A 20,014-nucleotide genomic window follows, 5' to 3' on the forward strand; every position below is an offset into this window, starting at 1 on the left:
ATTTCCTCCAATTTGTATAAACTCATTAATTTCATTATATTGGTAAATTTTGACAGAGTCAAACAAATTATAAAGGAATTATTATGGTGTCAAAAGTTAACAGTATTGACACCAAAAAACCATTTTAGTAAAATGGATAAAGATGATTAGATACAAGCCTCTAGGCAACTTCTGTACTAAATCTTTATGTTAGGAAGTGATTATTATTATATATGGATATTGTCGTGTAAGCACAAAAAATCAAACAGATAACAATAGTCTGTATCAGCAACAACAGGAAATATTGAGTAAATATAATGATGCTAAGATAATAAAAGAAACTTATACAGGTACTACTACAAATAGACCTAAGTTTGAAAAAGTTATATCATCTTTAAAAAAGGGCGATTTACTTGTTGCAACTAAATTAGATAGACTAGCTAGGAGTACATCAGAAGGAATACAATTAATAGAGGGATTGTTTGCTAAAGAAGTGAGTGTTCACATTTTAAACATAGGACTCTTAGAAAATACTTCAATGGGAAAATTCTTTCTAACTACGTTGCTTGCAGTTGCAGAGCTTGAAAGAAATATGATAATAGAGCGTACTCAATTAGGTAAAGAATTTGCTAGAAAGAAAAAGGATTTTAAAGATGGTAGACCAAAGAAATACAGTAATCAACAGATACAATATGCATTAGGTTTATTAAACTCTAAGCCATATAGAGAGGTTGTGAAGATGACTGGCATCTCTAAAAGTACACTTATTCGTGCAAAGAAATCAATATAATAGAGGTGTAATTTATGAAAAATTAGAGGTATAAATAAACTAAAGATATTTATACTTCTAACTAATCTTATTTTCAGCTGTAATGCATAAAAGATTCTTAAAGTTTTTGTAAGTTATTTTTTATATTATATAATTTTATTATCAGGGTATGACTGATTAAAAATATTAAGTAATATTAAAATATTTAACTGTAGTATATCTATAAAGAGGTAATAAATCTTTAAAAATTTATGTGTTACATAAAAAATTAATGATTTATGTAATTATTTAAAATACAATATAAAAATAGGTATATCTTAGAGTGACATTAGTTATTCTAAGGTATACCTATTTTTGTGCTAAATATTTTAAACATTGTAAAAAAAATATCAAAAACATATTGACTCTATAGTTACTATAGAGTTTATAATTAGAACTGTAAAAAGACAAAATAAATGTCAGATTTTTAGAAATTATAACAAATATAAAAGTATACTTAAAAAATTTGTATTAAGATTAAGTCAAATTGGTGAAATTTGGCAGGGAAAACGTTGTATAAATAAGTCAAACCAGGAGGGAATTAAAATGAGCAATAATATTAATCAAGATTTGGAGACAAAAATAATACATTGGGGACATAGTGCAGACCCAACGACAGGGGCATTAGCTACACCAATATGTCAAACAGCAACATTTGCAGCAAAAACAGTAGAGCATTTTGAAGAGTTATGCATGACATGGGGATATGTATATACGAGAGAATGTAATCCTACACTTACAGAGTTAGAGACTAAATTAGCTATGCTTGAAAATGCAGAAAGTGCTATATCTAGTACATCAGGCATGGGAGCAATAACATCTACTATCTTAGCATTAGTAAAAAGTGGAGACCATATAGTTAGTTCAGATGGTATATTTTCACACACTAAATTATTTATGTCTGAATTATTATCTAAATTTGGAGTGGAAGTTACATTTGTAGATGCAGTAAATCCACAAAATATAAAAGATGCAATGAAACCAAACACTAAGATAGTTTATATAGAAAGTCCTTTAAATCCATCTTTAGATTTAGTAGATATAAAAGCAATAGCAGAAATTGCTCATGAAAATAAGAGTTTAGCTATAGTTGACAGTACTTTTGGTACACCAATTATACAAAGACCAATAGATCTAGGTGCAGACTTAGTAATACATAGTCTTACTAAATTTATAAATGGACATGGAGATACTTTAGGAGGATCAGTAGCAGGTTCAAAAGAATTAATAGATTTAGTTAGATGGCCAAGTTTATGTTGTTTTACAGGAGCATCTTTACCACCAATGAGTGCATGGATGATTCTAAGAGGTATGAAAACGTTAGATATGAGAATGAAAAAGCACTGTGAAAATGGATTAGCAGTAGCAGAGTTTTTAGAGCAGGAAGAAAGTGTAGAATTAGTAAAATATCCAGCACTAAAATCTCATCCTCAATATGAACTTTGTAAAACTCAGATGAACGGTTTAGGTGGAGGAGTAGTCTCATTTAAACTAAAAGATGGTATCAATGGTTTGACAAGAGACCAAGCTAGTAGAAGATTAATGAACTCTTTAGAACTTGCAACAATAGCAACAAGTTTAGGAGAAGAGCATACATTAGTTCAAATGAATGGAGAGAATCTAATAAGAATAGCTGTAGGATTAGAATCTTCAAATGACATAATAAATGATTTTAAACAAGCAATCGAAAAATTAAAATAAAATTACATGCATAAATTTATAAATAAAAAATTTTAAGGAGAGAAAATCAATGGAGAACAAAAGTAATGTTAAAAGATTTCTAATAATATTCATATTGGCATTTGGAACAACAGCTATGTATAGTTTACCATATATGAAATCATCATTTTATGACCCAATGCAACAAGCTTTAGCATTGAGTCATACACAAATAGGGAACTTATTGAGTTTATACGGATTAGTAGGAATGGTATCTTATTTTATAGGAGGATGGTTTGCGGATAGATTCTCAGTTAGAAAGCTGATAACTTTTTCTTTAATCACTTCAGGGTTATTAGGGTTTTATTTTTCAACATTCCCATCATATAGTATGATACTTTTAATATTTGTATTATGGGGATTCACAACAATATTAACTTTCTTCTCAGCATCTGTTAAAATTGTTAGAATGCAAGGAAGTGAATCAGAGCAAGGTAGAATATTTGGTTTTTATGAAGGATTATCAGGTGTATCAGGTACATTAATTTCTTTTATAGGTCTTTACTTCTTTGGTAAATTTGCCGAAATAACAATAGGATTCAAATATGTAGTATGGTTATATTCTGCAGCATCTATAATATGTGGTATACTTTTATTTTTCTTAGTAGAAGAGAAAAAAGATACTGGAGCATCAGATGAAGGTCTAAGTATTAAGTCATTATTAAAAGTAGTTACAATGCCAAAAGCTTGGTTAATTGGTCTTATAATATTTTCAACTTATCTAGTATTCTCAAGTTTAACTTATTTAAGCCCATATTTATCAGAAGTTTATGTAATGCCAATGACTCTAGTTTCAGCTCTATCAATAATTAGAACTTATGTTATAAAAATGGGAGCATCTCCTATTGCTGGTGTCATAACAGATAAAGTTGGTTCATCTATAAGAGTAATGTTTGTAGGATTTATACTAATGACAGTAAGTACAGCTGCTTACTTGGTAATTCCTAAAGGAGCAGGATTTATATGGATAGCTGTAATAAATATGATAATACTAAGTGTAATCTTATTTGGATTTAGAGGTATATACTTTGCATCTGTTTCAGAATCTAATATATCTTTAGAAACTACAGGAGCTGTAGTTGGATTTGCTTCATTTATAGGATTTTCTCCAGACGCATTTTATTACACTGTAGCAGGTAATTGGTTAGACAAATATGGACAAACAGGATATACTTATATATTCATTTTATCTGTAGTGTGTGCAGTTATAGGTATATTTGCTACTTATGCTCTAAATAAAATAAATAAAAAAGAAAATAAGAATTTGAATAACAAGATTGCTTAATAACAAGATTGATTAAATACTTATAATTATTATATAACTCTACCTATTTTTTATGAAAATGGGTAGAGTTGTTCATATTTAAATATTAAAGAAGGAAAATTAAAATATAAGAACGTGGAGATTAGATATGTTAACATTGTGGGAAAATGGAATTATAGTTATATTTGCATTTATATTATTAGGGATAGGTTATTATTTTTCTAGAAATGTAAAAGATATGGAGAGCTATTACCTAGGAAATCGAAGTTTACCATGGTCATTGATAGTAGGTACTTTAGTTGCCTCATGGTATGGGGGAGTTGGTACAGTAGGTAGTGTGGAGTATGCGGCTATATATGGAATATCTGCTTGGGCAGTTTGGTCAATAGCTGCACATATTGGAAGAATGCCTTTAGCATTATGGGTTGGACCAAGAATCCACATAAGAACCAATATAACAGTTCCTGATTTATTAGAAAGTTTTTATGGGAAACATGTTGCTATAATTGGTGCAATCTTAATGTTTATATATTGTGCACAACTTGGAGAAATAACAGCTATGGGAACTATAGGTAATGTAGCTTGGGGAATAGATAAAGAATTGATAGGCCTAATAATGGTAGTTGTAGTCGTTGTACTTACAGTACTTGGTGGACTTATGGGAGTTGCCATTACAGATATGGTATTATTTTTCTGCATGGTATTTGGTCTAACTATGGTTATGCCAGGTCAATTTGAACAAATAGGAGGTTTCCAAGGGCTTACAGAAGCACTTAAAGACGCGCCTCAGCTTATGCATCCTACAAAAGGAATGTCAGCGATGAAAGCACTGATGCTAATTGTATATTCTTTTGGAGCTTATTCAGACCCAACTTTTTATCAGAGATTTTCGGCAGCAGACTCTCCTAAAGTTGGTAGAAGAGCCTTATTAACTTGTTTCTCACTATGGATATGTTTTGATATGGTTTTAACTATGACAGGTCTTATAGTAAGAGCTACTTATCCAGAGATGGCACCAGCCGCTGGGTATATAACTTTAGTTTTGGAGACATTGCCACAAGGAATAAGAGTAATATTCATAATAGGAATTTTAGGTTCTATAGTATCAACATTAGATAGTTATTATCTAGCAGCAGGAGCTACATTAGCCAATGATATATATGGAAGAATTACTAAAAAGGAGTTATCTCAGAAACAATTAGTAAAATTTACTAGGATAGGTGTATGTTTAGCAGCAGTTATGGGACTTAGTGTAGCGTTTAGATTTGAAAATGTATATGATGCATGTATATTTGTAGGAAGTATTTGGATGGGCTCTGCATTTGTACCTATAGTAGGTGGACTTCTTGGAAGTGGAAGAAGAACATCTATGGGTGGTATTTTAGGAATGATTGTAGGAGGAGTGACTTTTGGTTACTTTAAAATATTCCCAGTTCAAAGCTTTGAGTTAGAGCCTCTTGTAGTGGCTATACCTCTTTCATTTATTGCATGGATGATTGGAAATAGAATAGGTAAGAATTTAAATACACAAAATAATCTATAAAAGGAGAAACTGCTATGTCTAAATTAGTGTCTAAGGTAAAAAAAGATTTAGAAATAAAATGGCTTGGGATAGATGGTTTTCTAGTATTATTGTACTTTTTAATAACAGGATTTATATTTTATGGTATAGTGACTAGAAATGATATTATAGTTGGCAAGATAATTCCATATGGAGTTATGACAGTTGTAGTTATAATATTTTTTGATTACATATATAGAGTTCTAAAAATGACAAGAAAAAAATAAGAAAGAGAATGATTTTATGGATATAAGAGCGTTACCTATAAAAATTACAAAAGATAAAGCTATAGATATAGCTAAAAGTGGAAAAAACTCTTTAATTAGCAAATTGATATTAAAGAATAAGGATACTCATGAAGTTAGACTTCACTATATAGAGTTTAAAATTGTTACGCTTAAAATTCATAAAAATAAATCTATTTTTATGAAGAAAAAGCATTCTAATAATATAAATGAATTGAAAATTTTGGTGAATGGTTCTACTGGTGCTGGTAGTATAGTGCAAGAGTTGCCAGTGTGTGAAATGGTTAAAAACGTAGATTGTAATATTGTACAATATAGTGATAAAGATGAAAGAAGAGTAAGAGCAAAGGCAAATAAGATGGCTATGAGGTTAACTCATAGGTTTATGGGAGGAATTCCAGAGATTGAAATAGTTAAAATCGAAAGTATTTTTAGGCCATACTGGGTAGTATTTTTTGGAAAAGTCGAATTGAATACAAGAGTTAGTTATCTCCCAATTGAAGCTGATGGCTTTGTTATAGGAATGTAAAATATTTTGCACTTATTGTATAATACATATTAAGGGAAGATGTTATATTTAGTTGTATAAGATGTCTTCTATAGTAGATAATATGATTTGCAATAAGTGCATTTTAAGTTTTACAGATTATAAAAATGGAGGAAATTAAGTCTTATGCAAAATTATGAATACAATGGATTTTATATAGAAAAGCCAATGGGAAATAATGTATTTTCATATGATAAAAGAGATATTAAGAGTATATATGTACCAAAACTTATAAGTGGCACATTAGATGATGTAAAGTTGGGTAATAAAGTAGTTTTTAATGAAGTAGATGAAAATGAAGAAATAAAAGTAATAGGATTGGAGAATATGGTCGAATATGTCCTGGGAAATAAAAAAATATATGTATTTGATAATCATAATCATGCATTTTATTTTTGGTTAAAATCTATGATGAACGATGAATTTACAAGAGGATGCAAGTTAGTACATGTAGACCAACATAAGGATACTAGAGAACCTGAGAACTACGATGTAGATATAAACAATATAGAAGATGTATTTAGGTATACAAATGAGGTTTTAAATGTAGGAAGCTTTATAAAACCAGCATTGCAACATAAAATATTCTCGGAATTAATAATAATAGATAGTTTATATGGATTTGATTTAGATATAGAGCCAGAGTTTGTTCTCGATATAGATTTGGATATATTTTCAAGTGATATGGATTATATACCGTTTGATTTCAAACTGGATAAGATAAAAAACTTAATTAAAAAAGCTAAAGTCATAACAATTGCCACAAGCCCTTACTTTATAAACCAAGAGTATGCTATAAAAGTATTAAAAGAATTGTTTAATTATGATATAATATAAGAGTTAACTTTAAATAGAATATGGTATAATCAAAAAGAAGAAACTTACAATCTAACCAAAAGATTTTATACTATAAAAACTATAAAAATATAGATTTACTTAGGAGGAAAAAAGTATGAGTTTATATACTGAATGGAGAAATTTAAGCGATAATCATGAAAATCAAGAAGCAGAGGTAAAATTCTGGGAAGAATATTTAAAAATTGAAGCTGGAATATACAATGAAATATTAAACAATAAAATGGATGTTGTTGAAGGTAAAGTAAGTGAATTGGCTGAAAAATTTGGAACTACTAATGAATTTTTCATGGGATTCATAGATGGAATCAGTGAAAGTCTAAAAGAAGATATAGTTCTAGAAGATGTAGAAGCTGATAAAGAGGTTTCTATAAAAATAGATTGGGAAAAATTATATAACAATATGGTGACTGTTGAAGCTCATTGGCTATATAATTTACAAGGTTGGGAAGAAATATTACCAGCAGAACAAAGAAAAGAAATAATAAAAGCGTACAAAAAATCTAAAACAGTAGTTAAAGAAGCAAAAATAGGAAGAAATGATTCATGCCCATGTGGAAGTGGTAAAAAATATAAGAAATGTTGTGGGAAGTAAGGTAGTCTTATGTTTATTTTAAGATTTGCAGACGATGATGACAATTTATCAGTTAAAGATTTTACATCTTTAACTGATTTAAAAAAATATATTAGTGAAAATGATATAGATAAAACATGGCATCAAATTGAAGAAGTTAAAAGAGTAATACCCAACTTAAAAGAGGAATAAGATTAAGTAATATAAAAAAGAATATTAAAAAATAGTTGTCAATAGTTGTCTATAAGGACAACTATTTCTATTTTTGGATATAAATATAAAATATACAGGGGGTATAAATATGAAATTTATTGATTTACATTGTGATACTATAGCAAAGCTAATGGAAAATGTAGAAACAAGTGAACTTAAGTCTAACAAGTATTCTGTTGATATAGACAGATTGAAAAAAGGGGATTCGTTAGCTCAAACATTTGCTCTTTTTGTTGATACCGAAGAAGTAAAGCATCCTTTTGATTATTGTATGAGCATGGCAAATAAATTTCATGAGGAAATGAAAAAAAATAGTGATGTAATAGCTTTAGCTACTAATTATGAAGAGATTATGAAAAATCAATCAGAAGGAAAACTTACTTCACTTTTATCTATTGAGGAGGGAGCAGTACTTGAAGGTAAGATAGAGAATTTAAAGAAATTTTACAATTTAGGGGTTAGAATGATGACAATAAGTTGGAATCATGTGAATGAATTAAGTTTTCCTCATAATAAAGTAGGGTATAGAGAAAAAGGTCTCACTGATTTTGGAAGAGAAGTAGTACATAAAATGAATGAATTGGGAATGTTAGTGGATGTTTCGCATATTTCAGATGGTGGATTTTATGAAATTGCTAAGATTTCTTCTAAACCAATAATTGCTACACATTCTAATTCAAGAGCAATGATGAATCATTCTAGAAATCTAACTGATGATATGATTAGAGTATTGGCAAATAAAGGTGGAGTTACAGGTATAAACTTTTTCCATTTATTTTTAAGTGATAAAAGCGAAAGTAAGCTTGAAGATATGGTAAGACATATAAAACATATTGTAAATGTTGGAGGAATAGATGTTGTAGCTCTAGGCTCAGATTTTGATGGAATAGATTCAAAGGTTGAGATTGAGGATATATCTCAGATGGGTAAATTATATGAACCTCTAAAAAAAGAAGGGTTTAGTGAAGATGATATAGAAAAGATATACTATAAAAATGCTTTAAGAGTGATAAAAGAAGTATTATAAGAAATGTTTTTTTGACATTAGGAAACAAAGTTTTATATCGAACATAGTATAAACTAAGATAAAAATTTATTGGAGGTTTAACTATGAAGGTAGGAGACATTGTAGCTAGAAAGTCACATAACAAAGATATAGTATTTAAAATAGTCTCTTTTGGTGTAGATGAAAATAATGAAAAAATAGCTATACTAAAGGGAATTGCATTTAGAGTAATAGCAGATGCTTATATTGATGATTTAGAATTAGTAAAAGCACCTGATATAAAAGATATATTAATAGATAAAAATGTAGAAAATTTATTATATAAGTCAGTAAGAAAAGCTAAAGAAAGACAGAAAAGAATGACAAGAGCAGTTCCAAAACTTCAATTAAATCCTAACACATATGGAATGCCTGGAAAAGTATTACAGATAGATGGAGATAAAGAATATTTAAAAATTTGTTTGGATGTATATGCTCAACTTGGAATACCTGCTGTAGGAGTGGCAGTTTCAGAACAAAATCAATATAAAGAAGTAAGAGCACTGCTAGAAAAATATAATCCGGATATACTAGTAATAACAGGTCATGATGCAATGACAATAAAAAGAGGCGATATAGAAGATATGAGTAACTATAGAAACTCTCTGAACTTTATGAAAACAGTAAAAGAAGCACGTAAATGGCAACCAAATTTGGATAATCTTGTTATATTTGCAGGAGCATGCCAATCAAATTATGAAAAAATAATAAGTGCAGGAGCAAATTATGCAAGTTCACCTGGAAGAATAATGATACATGCTTTAGACCCAGTTTTTGTAGTGGAGAAAATTGCTTGTTCAAGAATCGATGTAGTAGTGCCTATTGATGAGGTTATAGAGCAGACTATTACAGGTGTTAAGGGGATTGGTGGCTCTGAAACAAGAGGCAAATTTAGATGGGCAATGCCAAAAACAATATTACATTAAAAAAAAATAGAATAATTATACTGTATATCTTTAAAAATAGTATTGACATTTTTGCAAAAAATATATAAAATAATTAGTTTAAACATTTGACAAAAATGTTTATATGTGATATTATGTAAACATATAAACGTTAAAGAAGGTGATATTGTGGCTACTGTTCAAACTCTAGATAAGATAAGAGTAAGCTTAGAGAGACATATAGGAAAGAAAATATTGTTGAAAGCTAATAAAGGAAGAAAGCAGATTATTACAAAAGAGGGTATACTAGAAAAAGTTTATCCAAGCGTGTTCGTTATAAAATTAGATGATGAAAGTAATGGATATCCTAGGGTATCTTATAGTTACTCAGATTTATTAACATCTAATGTAAAATTGCAAGTTTTTAGAGATCAAGATAAATTACAGATAAGTTAAAATTATACCTATTAAAAATAGGTGTAATTTTTTTTTTGCTCCTTAAATATAAATATAGTGTGATACTTTTATAATACTTAAGGAGGTAAACTATGGAATTAATTAAAGATGTAATAAAGATTGACAATAGAATAGACTTCGGGAAATTTCAAACATTTATTGAGGCGGAGGCGGTAGTACCAGACAAAAAATTAGATGTATATGAAATCGTAAAGACAGAAGGATACATATCACTTAAAAAAATTGAAATGGCAGATGGGAAGATACTTTGTAGAGGAAGTTTTAATTATAATGTAATTTATATTGCAGATGATAAAAATACTATTTCTAATGTAGATGGAAAAGTAGATATAAACGAAGTTATAGAGAAAGATAATGTTGTTCAAGATATGGAATATATGTTATTCTCAGAAGTAGAGCATATGGATTGTACTATAATGAATGAGAGAAAAATCAAAGTAGGAGCTCTTATGAATATAAGAGGAAGTTTATTTGAAAAGCAAAGATTAGATATAGTAAAAGATGTATCACAAGTAGAGGGGATACAGAAACATAGAAAAGAAATTTGTTTCCAAGATATAGTTGGAATAGAAAAAGCAGAAAGTTCTATAAGAGATACTATAACTATAAATACAGAAGAAATTCAGTCTATAATAAGTTTAAATCCATCTATTAGAGTAAAAGAAAGTAGAGTGACTGATAATAAGGTTATCATTGGTGGAGTATTGGAAATAAATCCATTAGCTTGTACATATGAGGGTGAACTTGTAGAGTTAGATAGAGTAGGTATTGAGTTTACTCAATTTGTAGAGGTGCCTGGAGTTAGTGATGGCATGATTGAAGAAGTCTTGTTGTCTATGTCAGACTTCAATCATATCTTCAAACAAAATAGTGAAAGTAATACAGGTCTTCTAGAAATAGATTGTATGGCTTCTTGTAAAGTAAAAGTTACAGATGAAGTGACAAGAGAGGTATTGCAAGATGCATATTCTCCTCAAAAAATAATAAAATTTGATCATAAGCCTATTCAATTAAACAAGACTCTAAGAAATAGCGAAGAGACATTTATGGTTAGAGAAGGCATAAGAAATGATAATGATGATATACAAATAAAAGATATTGTAAGCGTTTGTCCAACTATGTCTATAGAAAATAGTTATATTGAAGAAAATAAAAGTATTATACAAGGGATTATAAAAGTTGAGATTTTATTTGTTCCAGTTGAGGGTCTAAAATTAGTTTATAAAATCAGTGAAGAAATTCCATTTGAACATGATATAGAGATGGATAACTTAACTGATACAGCATCTGTGTTTAATACAGCATGTATTGATAAAATTGAAGTTGATTTAAATAGAGATCAAATAGATTTAGTTATAAAAATTAAGCGATTTACTGAGGCACTAGACAAGAAGGCAGAAAACTTTATAATCAAAGGTGAAGACCAAGGTGTATATGACTTGTCTAAAGCTCCTAGTATAATTGTATATATATGTAAAGAGGGCGATACTTTCTGGAATATCGCAAAAAAATACAATACAACAGAAAATGAAATTGCAGAGCTTAATGATATAAAACTGGATGAACCAATTAAGCCTGGCAAGTGTCTTATTTTAGAAAAAAAAGTCGTATTAGTAGATTAATATTAAAAAATTTAAAGTAATTAAGTATAATAGGGTATTATAATACCCTATTATTTTATTTTTTGTAGTATAATATTATTGTTAGTGATGCATTATTCTTTAAACAAGGAGGATAGAATGGATTTTATAAAACTAAAAAGTAAGGCAAAAATAAATTTATCCATTGATGTCTTAGGAAAAAGGCAAGATGGTTATCATTTTGTTGAAATGATAATGCAAACGATAGATTTATACGATATAGTAAAAGTAAAAGGATTAAATGAAGATGAAATAAAGGTAAAAAGCACTAGTTTAGATATTCCTTTAGATGAAGATAATATTGTTTATAAAGCCGCCAAAATACTTAAGAATAAATTTGATATAAAAAAAGGTGTAGAAATATTCATAGAAAAAAATATCCCTGTAGCAGCAGGAATGGCTGGAGGAAGTTCTAATGCAGCTGCGGTATTAGTAGGTCTAAATCAATTATGGAAGCTTGAATTATCTGAAGATGAATTAAAAGACATAGGATTTAATTTAGGAGCAGATGTTCCATTTTGTATATCAGGACAACCTGCTTTAGCTCAAGGAGTTGGAGAAGAGCTAACTAATATCAAAGGTTTGCCATGTGATATAAATATATTGATATGCAAACCAGATTTATTTGTTTCTACTAAGGAAGTTTATCAAGGTTTAGATTTGAATAATATTAAAAAAAGACCAAATAATAAATATTTGATAGAGTGTTTAAAGTCTGAAGACATAAAAGCTTTATCAGAAAATATGGTAAATGTTCTTGAAAATGTTACTATAAGTAAACATAAAGAAATAGATAATATAAAGCAAGTCATGATGAAAAATAATGCTTTAGGTTCTATGATGAGTGGAAGTGGTCCTACAGTTTTTGGACTATTTGAAAGTAAAGAAGATGCTCTAATTGGAAAAAAAGAATTATTAAAAAAATATAAACAGGTATATGTTGTTAATAGCAGTCAAAAAGGGGTTGAAATTTGTGGAGAATTTAACTAAACTGAACTTGGATAATTACAAGCCATTGAGAGATGTAGTTTTTGAGAATTTAAGAGAAGCAATCTTAGAAGGAAAATTAAAGCCTGGTCAAAGGCTAATGGAAGTACAACTAGCAGAACAATTAGGAGTAAGTAGAACTCCAGTAAGAGAGGCAATAAGAAAGCTTGAATTAGAAGGTTTAGTTGTTATGTTGCCTAGAAAAGGTGCTTATGTAGCAAATATGTCATTAAAAGATATTATGGATGTATTAGAAGTAAGAGCGAGTTTGGAAGGTTTAGCAGCATATCTTGCAGCTGAAAGAATCAGTGATGAAGATATCAAAAAACTTAAAGATATATCAGAAGACTTTAAAAAAAGCACTTTAGAATGTGATGTAGATTCATTATTAAGACTTGATGTAGAATTTCATGAATGTATATTTAAAGCAACAAACAATAAAAAATTAATCCAATTGATAAACTCACTATGGGAACAAGTATATAGGTTTAGAGTTACTTACATGTCTGATTATGACACATCGCACAATATCGTTGAAGAACATAGATATTTACTTGATGCTATAATTAAAGGAGATAGTGAATTATCTAAGCAATATGCTACTGAACATATAGAAAAAGCAGAACAGTTTATGATAGATAAAGCTATGATTAATAAAGACTTATAAAATATAAAGTAAAAAAAGCTATTTTAAAATGATTATAATCATTTTAAAATAGCTTTTTTTATTAATATTAAAAAATATTATGAATAAATTAAATTAAATTGGACATAATTGATGATATAAATTTATCTTAAGGGGGAATTTTCAGTGAGAAAAGTTAAGATTAGATTGGGATTATTAATATTAAGTTTTATATCAGTTATATCAATAATGACAATAGTAATAAATGGTGAAGTAAAAAAAGTCGATAATATATCAAAAGACTATAAAGATAAATTAATAAGATTTCATGTTATAGCAAATAGTAATACAGATGAAGACCAAGCACTTAAATTAAAAGTTAGAGATGAAGTGATAAAATATCTACAACCTAAGCTTCAAAATTCAAAAAGTATAGAAGAAAGTGAAGCGATTATAAAAAGAGAATATAGTAGTTTGGAAGAAATAAGTAAAAATATTATTCTTGAAAATGGATATAATTACAGTGTAAAGGTAGGTATACAATATAGTAATTTTCCTACTAAACAATATTCTAATATAGTTCTTCCAGCTGGTGAATATAAAGCTTTAAAAATTATCATTGGAAAAGGTGAAGGGAAAAATTGGTGGTGTGTCATGTTTCCTCCATTATGTTTTGTTGATGAATCTAATGGAGTGATAGATAAATCTACAGATGATAAGTTGAAAGAAGTATTAACAGATAAAGAATATAAGTTGATAAAACAAGATACACCAAAGAAAACAAGTAGAGTAAAAATTAAGTTTAAGGTACTTGAAGTAGTAAAAGATTTAGAGAAAAAGTTCTAAAAATAAGATTTTAAGGAGTGGTTTTAATCATGGACAGGTGGAGTAAACTGATGGCTATACTATTAGCTTTTACTTGTATATTTATGCCTATTGAAGAGGTGTTTGCATATGAACCAGCAGAGAAAGTTAATAAAATAAATAAAAAAGAAGAAAATATAGCAAAGAAGGAAGTCATAAATTTATCTAATGACGATTTGATGCTATTATCTAGGTTGGTTGCAGGAGAAGCTAGAGGAGAAAGCTATGAGGGACAGGTCGCTGTAGCAGCTGTAGTAATAAATAGGATATTGGACCCTAGATTTCCAGACACAATAGAAGAAGTCATATATCAAAAAAATGCATTCTCAGTTGTGCTTGATGGTTCGATAAATATGGCACCAACAGATTCAGCATGTAAAGCAGCTCAAGATGCACTTTATGGAACTGACCCAACTAATAAAGCAGTATATTTCTGGAATCCAGAAATAGCCACTTGCAAATGGATAAATAGACTAAGTCCATATATGAGAATAGGAAATCATGTGTTTGCAAAATAAATATAAATTTTGAGTAGTGAAAGGAGTTGTCTTTTTCTAGAAATTATTTTCTAATTTGAGATAGCTCCTTTATTTTTTGTGTAAAATAAACTATAATAATCATTTAGGTAATAATATATTAACTATGAATATAAATATAAATTTTAGCGATAAATAAGTTGTTGTTAAACACAAAAATGTAAAGTAGGTGTTGTATAAAGATGAGTAATAAGCCAATAGGAGTTTTTGATTCAGGATTAGGTGGATTAACAGTTCTAAAAGAGATAATGAAAATATTACCAAATGAGGATATAATATACTTTGGAGATACTGCCAGAATACCATATGGTTCAAGATCTAAAGAAACCATAATTAAATATACTTTTCAAGCTATAAACTTTCTAAAGACTAAAGATGTAAAAGCTATAGTTATAGCATGTAATACTGCTACTGCAAGGAGTTTAAAAGAAGCCCAAGAAAAATATGATATACCTATAATTGGTGTTATAGAAGCAGGAGCTAGAACTGCTGTAAGTTCTACAAAAAACAAAATTGTAGGAATAATAGGAACTGAGGGAACTATAAGTTCAAAAGCATATAATTTAGAAATATCTAAAATAGATGAAAGCATAGAAATTGTTAACAAAGCATGCCCTTTATTTGTACCTATTGTTGAAGAAGGATGGGCAAATACAGAAGTAGCTAAATTAACAGCAAAGATATATTTACAAGAATTAAAAGAAAAGAATATAGACTCTTTGGTATTAGGATGTACTCATTACCCTATTTTGAAGAGAACAATAGGCGAAGAAGTTGGAGAACATATAAAACTGGTTAACCCAGCTAAAGAGACTGCTAAAGATTTAAAGACGATTTTAGAAATACAAAATATGATAAATAACAAAGAAGTTCATGGAGCATATCAATATTATGTATCAGACATACATGAAAAGTTTTCGGATATAGCAAGAGAATTCTTAAAGAAAAAGATTGATAAGATTCAAAAAGTAGAAATACAAAAATATTAGCGTATATGAAGAATCTATGGAGGGAAAATCGTTGAGTGTAAAAATAAGTATAAATACTAGACAATATGATGAAAAAGGAAATATGGACACCATAGAGATGACTACCTTTGGTAAAATTTTTTATAAAAATGATGGAATATATGTTATTTACAAAGAAAAAGAAGAAAATATAGAGATAACTAATACTATAAAGATACTTAAAGATAAAGTTAGTATCAAAAAATTTGGTGCTATTAACTCAACAATGTTGTTTAAGTGTGGAGAAAATAGCACTACAAAATATGTGACCCCACAAGGTACTTTATTAATTGATATTAATACAAGGGAATTGGATATAAATATACAAGAAGGGGAACACATAAAATTGAAAATAGACTATAATATAAAGATACAAGATTTATTTTTAGGTAGGAATAAAATAGATATATACATAGGTATTAAATAATAACTATAGCTATTTTCTAGAAATTTTATAAAGGTAGTGAAAAAACTACCTTTTATTTAATTTATTTGGTATTATTATATTTATATTAAACTTTAATTTCTTAAAATTGATACAAGGGTTTAGCGTTTTTTTATAGAAAGTATACTTAAAAGTGAATAAAACTAAGTGTAAGAGGGATAAATATGATATTTGATAAGGTACTAGGTACTATAAATAAACATAATTTAATACAAAAAGGCGATAAAATAGTTTTAGGTCTTTCTGGAGGGCCTGATTCGGTTTGTTTATTGCATGTACTAAATAGATTAAAACAAGATTTTAATATAGAAATATATGCAGCACATTTAAATCATCAGATAAGAGGGATAGAAGCTCAAAAAGATGCATTATATGTATCTAAACTTTGTGAGGAAATGGGAATTGTATTCTTTGTAAAGTCTATTAATGTACCAAAATATTGTGAAAATGAGGGAGTGTCATTAGAAGAAGGAGCAAGGAAATTAAGATATGAAATGTTTTTTGAAATTAAGGATAAGATTAAAGCTAATAAGATAGCCATAGGTCATAATCTTAATGACCAAGCTGAAACTGTTATGATGCGTATCATGAGAGGAACAGGTCTAACAGGTTTAAAAGGAATTGATTATATTAGAGATAATTGTATAATTAGACCAATATTAGATGTGGAAAGAAGTGATATAGAGGATTATTGTGAAGCTTATAATTTAAATCCTAGAATAGATAAAACAAATTTAGAGAATATATACACTAGAAATAAGATAAGGTTAGACCTTTTACCATATATGAAGGATAATTTTAATTCAAATGTAATAGAATCTATAGTGAGGATGAGCAATAGTTTAAAAATTGATAACGATTATATTGAGAAAGAGGCAGAGGCTAAATTTATAGAAGTTTCAAGTGTAAAAGAAAAGGGCTTTGTAGAGATAAATTTAGACGATTTTATTTGCTTACATGATGCTATCAAAGTTAGGGTTCTTAGAAATTCTATAAAACATATACTAGGAGATACTAATTTTGTTGACCAAAGACATATAGAAGATATAATGTCTTTAGAGGATAATTCAAAAGTAAATAAAATGTTAACTCTTCCAAGAAATATATTTGTTTATAGAAAAAAAGACAGTATAATATTAACCAATGAGGAAATTGTTAATGAGGAGATTGAATTTTATTACAATGTACCTAGTAATGGGTTTATTAAAATAAAAGAATCAAAACAAATTATTGAGACCCAAGTAATGAGTATAGATAGGTATAAGAGTATGAAATTAGACAATTCATCTAAAGGGTTTGATTTTAATAAGGTAAAAGGGGGTATAGTAATAAGGAGCAGAAGGCAAGGTGATAAGATAAAACTTGCTATGGGAAGTAAAAAAGTGAAGGATTTATTCATAGATTTAAAAATCCCAAGAGAAGAAAGATGCAAAATTCCTATAGTCGCAGATAGTGAAGGGATAATATGTGTTGGAGATTATAAAATCAGTGAGAATTATAAAATTGATGAGAACACAAAAGAAGTATTAAAAATTAATTTTAACAAATTATAGAGCAAAGCAATGTATGAAAGGAGGGCTTCTATATTGAATAAGTTGCTAAAAGGGGCAGGTTTTTATCTACTTGTTTTTATAATTATAGTGGGTATAGTTCAATTCTCAGGTAAGCCTACAGAAAAAATAAAAGATTTAAAATTCTCTGAAGTATATAGAGAATTAACCGATGAGAATATATCAAGATTATACTTTGTAAATCAAACTTCAGTAGAAGGTACTATAAAAGATACAAATACAAAGTTTAAGTCATATGTTCCAACAGAAGTAATGGGAAATAAACTTGCAGATGAGGTGTTAGACCAAGCCAAAGCTGGGAAACTAACTTTTGGTGGTGAAGCTAAGCCATCTACACCTTGGTTTGTCGAAATGTTGCCTACATTACTGTTAATATTCTTTATGGTAATTCTTTGGTTCGTATTTATGAATCAGTCTCAAGGTGGAGGCGGAAAGGTTATGAGCTTTGGTAAATCAAAGGCTAAGGTTCATAAAGATGATGAAAAAACTAGAGTTACATTTAAGGATGTGGCTGGATTAGATGAAGAAAAAGAAGATTTACAGGAAGTAGTAGACTTCTTAAAGAATCCTAAGAAATATATTGAATTGGGTGCAAGAATACCAAAAGGTATGCTTATGGTAGGTCCTCCTGGAACTGGTAAAACATATCTATCTAGGGCTGTCGCAGGGGAAGCAGGAGTTCCATTCTTTAGTATAAGTGGTTCTGATTTCGTTGAGATGTTTGTTGGGGTTGGTGCTTCGAGAGTAAGAGATTTATTTGAACAAGCTAAGAAAAGTGCTCCAGCCATAATATTTATAGACGAGATTGATGCAGTTGGTAGAAAAAGAGGTGCAGGTCTTGGTGGAGGTCATGATGAAAGAGAGCAGACTCTTAATCAGCTTCTAGTTGAAATGGATGGATTTGGAGTAAACCAAGGTATAATAATCATGGCTGCTACAAATAGACCAGATATACTTGACCCAGCATTACTTAGACCAGGAAGATTTGACAGACAAGTTGTTGTTGGTACACCAGATGTAAAAGGAAGAGAGGCTATATTTAAAGTTCATTCAAGAAATAAGCCACTAAGTGATGATGTTAAAATGGATGTATTAGCTAGGAGAACACCAGGATTTACTCCTGCAGATATAGAGAACTTAATGAATGAAGCTGCAATATTGACAGCTAGAAAAAGAGAAAAGAAAATTAAGATGGAAACTATAGAAGAAGCTATAACTAAGGTTATAGCAGGTGTGGCTAAAAAATCAAAAGTAATAAGTGAAAAAGAAAGAAGACTTACAGCATATCATGAAGGTGGGCATGCAGTTTGTGCTCATGTACTTGAGGAGGTAAGTCCTGTTCATCAAGTTACAATAGTACCAAGAGGAAGAGCTGGAGGATTTACAATGCAGCTTCCTGTTGAAGATAAATTCTATGCTACAAAAAATGAAATGAAAGAAAATATTGTAGTTTTACTTGGAGGTAGAGTAGCAGAAGAGTTAGTACTTAAAGATGTATCTACAGGTGCTTCAAATGACTTAGAAAGAGTTACAGCTACTGCAAGAAGTATGGTAACAAAATATGGGATGAGTTCTAAGCTTGGTCCAATGTCATTTGATAGTGATGATGAAGTGTTCTTAGGTAATAGTTTTTCAAGTAAGAGAAATTATTCTGAAGAAGTTGCCTTTGAGATAGACCAAGAAACAAAACGTATAGTTGATGGTGCATACGATAAGACAAGAAGTATACTACAAGAAAATATGGATAGATTAGAGTATGTGGCACAAGCCTTACTTATATATGAAACTTTAGATGCAGAACAATTTGTAAAAGCGTTCAATAAAGAATTACCACTAAATGATATTGAAAATGCAATTACAGAGGAAAATTCGCCTAAAGAAGTTGAAGAACAACTAACTATAAAATTAGAAAAAGATGAAGAAAGAAACAATGTTATTGATATAAATAAAAATTTAGATAATAAATCTGATGAAGATAAATAATTTTAAAATATTGGTCATTTTAAGATTATTATCTGTTATGGATTAAATACTAAAACTGAAAGTATAATATTAAATTACTGAGCAGAGTATATTTGCAGGTGTTAATTTGATTGATACTTTCAGTTTTTTTATTATTTTACAAAGGTTTAAGTAAAATATCTACATAAAATATAAATTTGATTATG

The 20,014-nt window shown here is 28.9% G+C and carries 21 protein-coding genes; all 21 read left to right on the forward strand.

Features of this window, described 5'->3' with window-relative positions; translation table 11 throughout:
* Positions 1 to 199 precede the first annotated feature (199 nt).
* Positions 200 to 769, forward strand: a complete 570-nt coding sequence (locus Q3223_RS13290) for a recombinase family protein (RefSeq protein WP_074178786.1) — start codon at positions 200 to 202, stop codon at positions 767 to 769.
* A gap of 564 nt (positions 770 to 1,333) precedes the next feature.
* The gene (locus Q3223_RS13295) at positions 1,334 to 2,488 is read left to right on the forward strand and encodes a PLP-dependent aspartate aminotransferase family protein (RefSeq protein ID WP_054277785.1); all 1,155 of its coding nucleotides are present in this window, start codon (positions 1,334 to 1,336) and stop codon (positions 2,486 to 2,488) included.
* Positions 2,489 to 2,537: 49 nt separating this feature from the next.
* Positions 2,538 to 3,791: a nitrate/nitrite transporter gene (locus Q3223_RS13300; protein WP_054272007.1), complete on the forward strand. Its 1,254-nt coding sequence runs from the start codon at positions 2,538 to 2,540 to the stop codon at positions 3,789 to 3,791.
* A 127-nt stretch (positions 3,792 to 3,918) separates the two neighbouring features.
* Positions 3,919 to 5,313, forward strand: coding sequence for a sodium:solute symporter family protein (locus tag Q3223_RS13305; protein ID WP_054277784.1), 1,395 nt, complete (start codon positions 3,919 to 3,921; stop codon positions 5,311 to 5,313).
* Positions 5,314 to 5,327: 14 nt separating this feature from the next.
* The gene (locus Q3223_RS13310; RefSeq protein WP_074178777.1) at positions 5,328 to 5,558 is read left to right on the forward strand and encodes a hypothetical protein; all 231 of its coding nucleotides are present in this window, start codon (positions 5,328 to 5,330) and stop codon (positions 5,556 to 5,558) included.
* Positions 5,559 to 5,574: 16 nt separating this feature from the next.
* Entirely contained in the window at positions 5,575 to 6,105 is a 531-nt protein-coding gene (locus tag Q3223_RS13315) for a hypothetical protein (RefSeq protein WP_054272004.1), read from the forward strand.
* Between the two features lie 144 nt (positions 6,106 to 6,249).
* Positions 6,250 to 6,960 (forward strand): UPF0489 family protein, encoded by a 711-nt coding sequence (locus Q3223_RS13320; protein ID WP_407812087.1) that lies wholly within the window; start codon positions 6,250 to 6,252, stop codon positions 6,958 to 6,960.
* Between the two features lie 115 nt (positions 6,961 to 7,075).
* On the forward strand, positions 7,076 to 7,573 hold the full coding sequence (locus Q3223_RS13325) for an SEC-C metal-binding domain-containing protein (RefSeq protein ID WP_054272002.1): 498 nt from the start codon (positions 7,076 to 7,078) through the stop codon (positions 7,571 to 7,573).
* Positions 7,574 to 7,582: 9 nt separating this feature from the next.
* Complete coding sequence (locus Q3223_RS13330; protein WP_054272001.1) at positions 7,583 to 7,744, forward strand: hypothetical protein; 162 nt, start codon at positions 7,583 to 7,585, stop codon at positions 7,742 to 7,744.
* 109 nt (positions 7,745 to 7,853) lie between these two features.
* A complete protein-coding gene (locus tag Q3223_RS13335) occupies positions 7,854 to 8,792 on the forward strand; it encodes a dipeptidase (RefSeq protein ID WP_407812088.1) in 939 nt (312 codons plus the stop codon).
* 83 nt (positions 8,793 to 8,875) lie between these two features.
* The gene (gene yabG / locus Q3223_RS13340; protein ID WP_021386497.1) at positions 8,876 to 9,736 is read left to right on the forward strand and encodes a sporulation peptidase YabG; all 861 of its coding nucleotides are present in this window, start codon (positions 8,876 to 8,878) and stop codon (positions 9,734 to 9,736) included.
* Between the two features lie 147 nt (positions 9,737 to 9,883).
* The gene (locus Q3223_RS13345) at positions 9,884 to 10,150 is read left to right on the forward strand and encodes a Veg family protein (protein WP_009892135.1); all 267 of its coding nucleotides are present in this window, start codon (positions 9,884 to 9,886) and stop codon (positions 10,148 to 10,150) included.
* Between the two features lie 92 nt (positions 10,151 to 10,242).
* Entirely contained in the window at positions 10,243 to 11,793 is a 1,551-nt protein-coding gene (locus Q3223_RS13350) for an SPOCS domain-containing protein (protein WP_054271999.1), read from the forward strand.
* A gap of 117 nt (positions 11,794 to 11,910) precedes the next feature.
* Positions 11,911 to 12,801: a 4-(cytidine 5'-diphospho)-2-C-methyl-D-erythritol kinase gene (ispE, locus tag Q3223_RS13355; RefSeq protein WP_054271998.1), complete on the forward strand. Its 891-nt coding sequence runs from the start codon at positions 11,911 to 11,913 to the stop codon at positions 12,799 to 12,801.
* Positions 12,785 to 13,465 (forward strand): GntR family transcriptional regulator, encoded by a 681-nt coding sequence (locus Q3223_RS13360; RefSeq protein ID WP_223195706.1) that lies wholly within the window; start codon positions 12,785 to 12,787, stop codon positions 13,463 to 13,465. Before ispE ends, Q3223_RS13360 begins: the two co-directional genes overlap by 17 nt.
* Before the next feature lie 144 nt (positions 13,466 to 13,609).
* Positions 13,610 to 14,269 carry a stage II sporulation protein R gene (gene spoIIR, locus Q3223_RS13365; protein WP_054271996.1) on the forward strand — a complete coding sequence of 220 codons (660 nt, stop codon included), beginning with the start codon at positions 13,610 to 13,612 and terminating at the stop codon, positions 14,267 to 14,269.
* 50 nt (positions 14,270 to 14,319) lie between these two features.
* On the forward strand, positions 14,320 to 14,805 hold the full coding sequence (locus Q3223_RS13370; protein WP_054271995.1) for a cell wall hydrolase: 486 nt from the start codon (positions 14,320 to 14,322) through the stop codon (positions 14,803 to 14,805).
* 200 nt (positions 14,806 to 15,005) lie between these two features.
* On the forward strand, positions 15,006 to 15,812 hold the full coding sequence (gene murI / locus Q3223_RS13375; protein ID WP_219674303.1) for a glutamate racemase: 807 nt from the start codon (positions 15,006 to 15,008) through the stop codon (positions 15,810 to 15,812).
* A 16-nt stretch (positions 15,813 to 15,828) separates the two neighbouring features.
* A complete protein-coding gene (locus tag Q3223_RS13380) occupies positions 15,829 to 16,257 on the forward strand; it encodes a DUF1934 domain-containing protein (RefSeq protein WP_054271993.1) in 429 nt (142 codons plus the stop codon).
* Positions 16,258 to 16,439: 182 nt separating this feature from the next.
* The gene (tilS, locus tag Q3223_RS13385; RefSeq protein WP_054271992.1) at positions 16,440 to 17,828 is read left to right on the forward strand and encodes a tRNA lysidine(34) synthetase TilS; all 1,389 of its coding nucleotides are present in this window, start codon (positions 16,440 to 16,442) and stop codon (positions 17,826 to 17,828) included.
* A 33-nt stretch (positions 17,829 to 17,861) separates the two neighbouring features.
* Positions 17,862 to 19,829, forward strand: coding sequence for an ATP-dependent zinc metalloprotease FtsH (gene ftsH, locus Q3223_RS13390; protein WP_054271991.1), 1,968 nt, complete (start codon positions 17,862 to 17,864; stop codon positions 19,827 to 19,829).
* Positions 19,830 to 20,014: the final 185 nt, after the last annotated feature.

The sequence above is a fragment of the Clostridioides sp. GD02367 genome, assembly GCF_045900275.1.
Classification (GTDB): Bacteria; Bacillota; Clostridia; order Peptostreptococcales; family Peptostreptococcaceae; genus Clostridioides; species Clostridioides difficile_A.